The organism is Planktotalea sp., assembly GCF_039984035.1.
GTDB lineage: Bacteria > Pseudomonadota > Alphaproteobacteria > Rhodobacterales > Rhodobacteraceae > Planktotalea.
The window spans coordinates 1-4,095 of sequence record NZ_JBDWVM010000025.1 but is presented as its reverse complement, the minus strand read 5'-3'; the positions used below and the strand labels follow the sequence as shown (position 1 = coordinate 4,095).

The 4,095-nt window shown below is 52.2% G+C and carries 2 protein-coding genes and 1 pseudogene; 2 read left to right on the top strand and 1 reads right to left on the bottom strand.

Annotation, left to right across the window (positions count from 1 at the left end):
* Positions 1–535, top strand: a pseudogene (locus ABJQ89_RS01150) (MFS transporter); the annotation flags it as partial.
* 72 nt (positions 536–607) lie between these two features.
* Positions 608–3,472, top strand: coding sequence for an excinuclease ABC subunit UvrA (gene uvrA, locus ABJQ89_RS01145; protein ID WP_348494444.1), 2,865 nt, complete (start codon positions 608–610; stop codon positions 3,470–3,472).
* A gap of 3 nt (positions 3,473–3,475) precedes the next feature.
* Here uvrA and ABJQ89_RS01140 read toward each other — a convergent pair.
* The coding region (locus ABJQ89_RS01140; protein WP_348494443.1) for a transporter associated domain-containing protein at positions 3,476–4,095 on the bottom strand (620 nt) is incomplete at its 5' end.

The window sequence follows — 4,095 nt, the reverse complement described above, 5'->3', positions numbered from 1 at the left end:
GGCGGCGCTTGGGTTTGTTTGGTACACGGCGACTTACATTTCCGTTTTGACCTACTTGCCTGGCTTCGTGGGCGAAACCGCGCGAACGGGGCTTTCAGCGAGCCTACCACTTGCTTCGATTGCCACATCGCTCACACTGGGTATTGTTTTGCTTCAGATGGTTAACACGGTTCGAGCGGTCCAGATTGGCTATGCTTTGACGGCGCTCGCTGCCATTCCGCTGCTGTTTGTTTTCGGTAATGATGGCGCCTTCGTTCTCGCTTGTTTGCTACTGCTCGGAGCAACGGGTTTTGTTCCCGGCGCGAGTTTCGCAACGCTTGCAGCCCTAAATCCAACGGATGAGGGACGCGCCCATGCTACAGGTGCCGTTGCGCAGATGGGCAACGTAGGAACCACATGTGGACCGCCCATTTTGGCGGCAATTGTTCTGTCAGCGGGTGTTGCTGGCGCTGTAGCATTCGTTGTTGTTCTCAGCATCTGTGGAATTCTCACGCATTCGATCATGTCTCGACGTCGCAAAGTGGATGTTCAGTAAATGTTCTCCTTTTCTTATTGGATTTTCGTTTTGCTTTAGCTATCTGTTAACGGGACTGCACTAGGGGGCGAAATGGGCGAACTCAAAAATATCGAAGTGCGTGGCGCGCGCGAACATAATCTCAAGTCCATTGATGTGGATATCCCGCGCGATCAGCTCGTTGTGATAACGGGACTTTCTGGCTCTGGGAAATCTTCGCTCGCGTTTGATACGATTTACGCAGAGGGCCAGCGCCGCTACGTGGAATCGCTGAGCGCCTATGCGCGTCAATTCCTTGATATGATGCAAAAACCTGATGTGGATCACATCAGCGGCTTGAGCCCTGCCATTTCGATCGAACAAAAGACAACGTCGAAAAACCCACGTTCGACCGTAGGGACGGTGACGGAAATCTACGACTATATGCGTCTGCTCTATGCGCGCGTTGGAACGCCCTATTCGCCAGCGACTGGCAAGCCGATTGAAGCGCAGCAAGTTCAAGACATGGTCGATCGTATCATGGCGATGGAAGAAGGGACGCGCGCCTATCTGCTCGCGCCGATTGTTCGGGATCGCAAAGGTGAATATCGCAAAGAATTCATGGAGTTGCGCAAGCAAGGCTTTCAACGCGTGAAGGTGGATGGCGCGTTCTATGAACTGGACGAACCGCCCACGCTTGATAAGAAATTCCGTCATGACATCGACGTTGTTGTGGATCGTTTGGTCGTGCGTGAGGGGCTTGAAACGCGCCTTGCGGACAGTCTCAGAACCGCGCTCGATCTGGCTGATGGGATCGCAATTCTCGAAACAGCTCCGAGCGAAGGTGAGCCGGAACGCAGCACGTTTTCAGAGAAATTTGCATGTCCTGTGAGTGGCTTTACCATCCCAGAAATCGAACCTCGCCTTTTCAGTTTCAACGCGCCGTTTGGCGCATGTCCTGAATGCGATGGTCTGGGAAAAGAGTTATTTTTCGATGAACGTTTGGTTGTGCCTGATGCTGATTTGAAGATTTCTGACGGTGCTCTGGCGCCGTGGCGCAAGGGAAAATCACCATATTTCTTGCAAACAATTGAAGCAATTTCAAAGCACTACGAATTTAACAAAAATACGAAATGGAAAGATCTTCCCGCGCATGTGAAACAGGTTTTCCTGCATGGGTCTGGTGATGATGAAATTCCGTTCCGCTATGATGAAGGCGGTCGCGTTTACGAAGTGACGCGGGTTTTCGAGGGTGTCATTCCCAATATGGAACGCCGATATCGCGAAACGGATAGCAATTGGATTCGGGAAGAATTTGAACGTTATCAAAACAATAGGCCCTGTGGTTCATGTGGTGGTTTCCGTCTGCGGGAAGAGGCGCTGGCCGTTAAAATCGCGGATCTGCATGTAGGTCACGTGGTTCAAATGTCGATCAAAGAGGCTTTTGATTGGTGCGCTGCAGTGCCCGAAACGTTAACAGTGCAGAAGAATGAAATCGCCACTGCGATCCTCAAAGAAATTCGCGAGCGTTTGGGTTTCCTTAATAATGTCGGTCTAGAGTACCTCACATTGTCGCGCTCCAGCGGGACGTTGAGTGGAGGAGAAAGTCAAAGGATTAGACTGGCCAGCCAGATTGGTTCGGGTCTGCAGGGCGTTCTATATGTCTTGGATGAACCTTCCATTGGCCTGCATCAACGAGACAACGATCGTCTACTTGGAACACTGAAAAACCTTCGGGATCAGGGGAATACGGTGATCGTGGTTGAACACGATGAGGAAGCGATCCGCGAAGCCGACTATGTTTTTGATATCGGCCCTGGTGCTGGTGTGCATGGCGGCGAGGTCGTCTCCAAAGGATCACCCGCAGAGATTATTGCGGACGAAGGCTCCATTACGGGGCAATATCTGAGCGGCAAACGTGAAATCGCAGTTCCGGCGAAACGTCGTAAGGGGAACAAGAAAAAGATCAAAGTCGTGAAAGCGACGGGGAATAACTTACAGAATGTGAGTGTTGATTTCCCACTTGGAAAATTCGTGTGTGTGACGGGCGTTTCGGGCGGCGGCAAGTCCACGCTGACGATTGAGACCTTGTTCAAAACTGCGTCGATGCAACTCAATGGTGCGCGCCAAACGCCTGCTCCGTGCGAAACGATCAAAGGGCTCGAACATCTTGATAAGGTGATCGACATCGATCAGCGCGCGATTGGGCGGACACCACGATCCAACCCAGCGACCTATACCGGTGCCTTTACGCCGATCAGAGAATGGTTTGCTGGGCTACCTGAAGCCAAGGCACGTGGATACAAACCTGGTCGCTTTAGCTTTAACGTTAAAGGTGGCCGGTGTGAGGCATGTCAGGGCGATGGCGTTATCAAGATTGAAATGCACTTCTTGCCTGACGTCTATGTCGAATGTGAAACCTGCAAAGGCGCGCGCTACAATCGTGAAACGCTAGAAGTTGTCTTCAAGGGCAAGAGCATCGCAGACGTTTTGAATATGACTGTCGAAGATGCACAAGAATTCTTCAAAGCGGTGCCGAGCATTCGCGAAAAGATGGATGCCCTTATGCGCGTTGGGCTGGGCTACATTAAGGTTGGCCAGCAGGCAACGACCTTGTCGGGCGGTGAAGCGCAGCGTGTGAAGTTATCCAAAGAGCTGAGCAAGCGTTCAACAGGGCGCACGCTTTACATCTTGGATGAACCGACCACAGGTCTGCATTTCGAAGACGTGCGTAAGCTCTTGGAAGTGCTGCATGAACTGGTAGAGCAGGGCAACACTGTCATCGTGATTGAGCACAATTTGGACGTCGTGAAAACGGCTGATTGGGTGATCGATATTGGCCCAGAAGGCGGTGATGGCGGCGGTGAGGTCGTGGCGACCGGTACGCCGGAGAAGATCGTCGAAGAACCGCGCAGTTATACGGGGCGGTATCTCAAGCCTATGTTGGAAGCGGCAGCAAAGCGTGTTGCTGCCGAATAGGGTTTAAAGCGGCCGGATTTTCAATTGCGTGATCCGGTTGCCTTCGCGCCCCACGACTTCGAAACGGAAGCCGTGAAAGCTAAAGACCTGACCCTGAGTTGGGATCATTTGCGCTTCATGAATGACAAGGCCTGCAACAGTGTTGGCCTCTTCATCAGGGAGTGACCAATCCACCGCACGGTTCAGGTCGCGGATCGTCATCGCGCCGTCGATGGCATAGTGACCTTCTTCGTCAGGGGCCAGCGCAGCATCTTCTTCCAGATCGAATTCGTCGGTGATCTCACCAACGATTTCTTCCAGGATGTCTTCCAAAGTGATCAAGCCCTGAAGCGAGCCGTATTCGTCAACGACCAAAGCGAAATGCGTGCGTCGACGCAGAAAGTTGCGCATTTGATCGTCGAGCGTTGTGGTCTCGGGGACGAAGTAGGGGGTGATCGCAACTTCTGAGATGTCAAAATTGGTGAGGCCTTTCACCGAACCATTTTCAGGATCGATCAAACGGTGCATCGCGCGGAGCAAATCCTTGGCGTGCACCATGCCTATAATGTTTTCCCGCTCGCCATCAAAAACAGGCAAGCGTGTATAGCGGCTCGCCAGACATTGGGTCAAAATTTCCGCTGGAT

Excerpts from the sequence above, each read along its gene's own strand:
- uvrA (WP_348494444.1), top strand. The coding sequence starts at position 608 with ATGGGCGAACTCAAAAATATCGAAGTGCGTGGCGCGCGCGAACATAAT.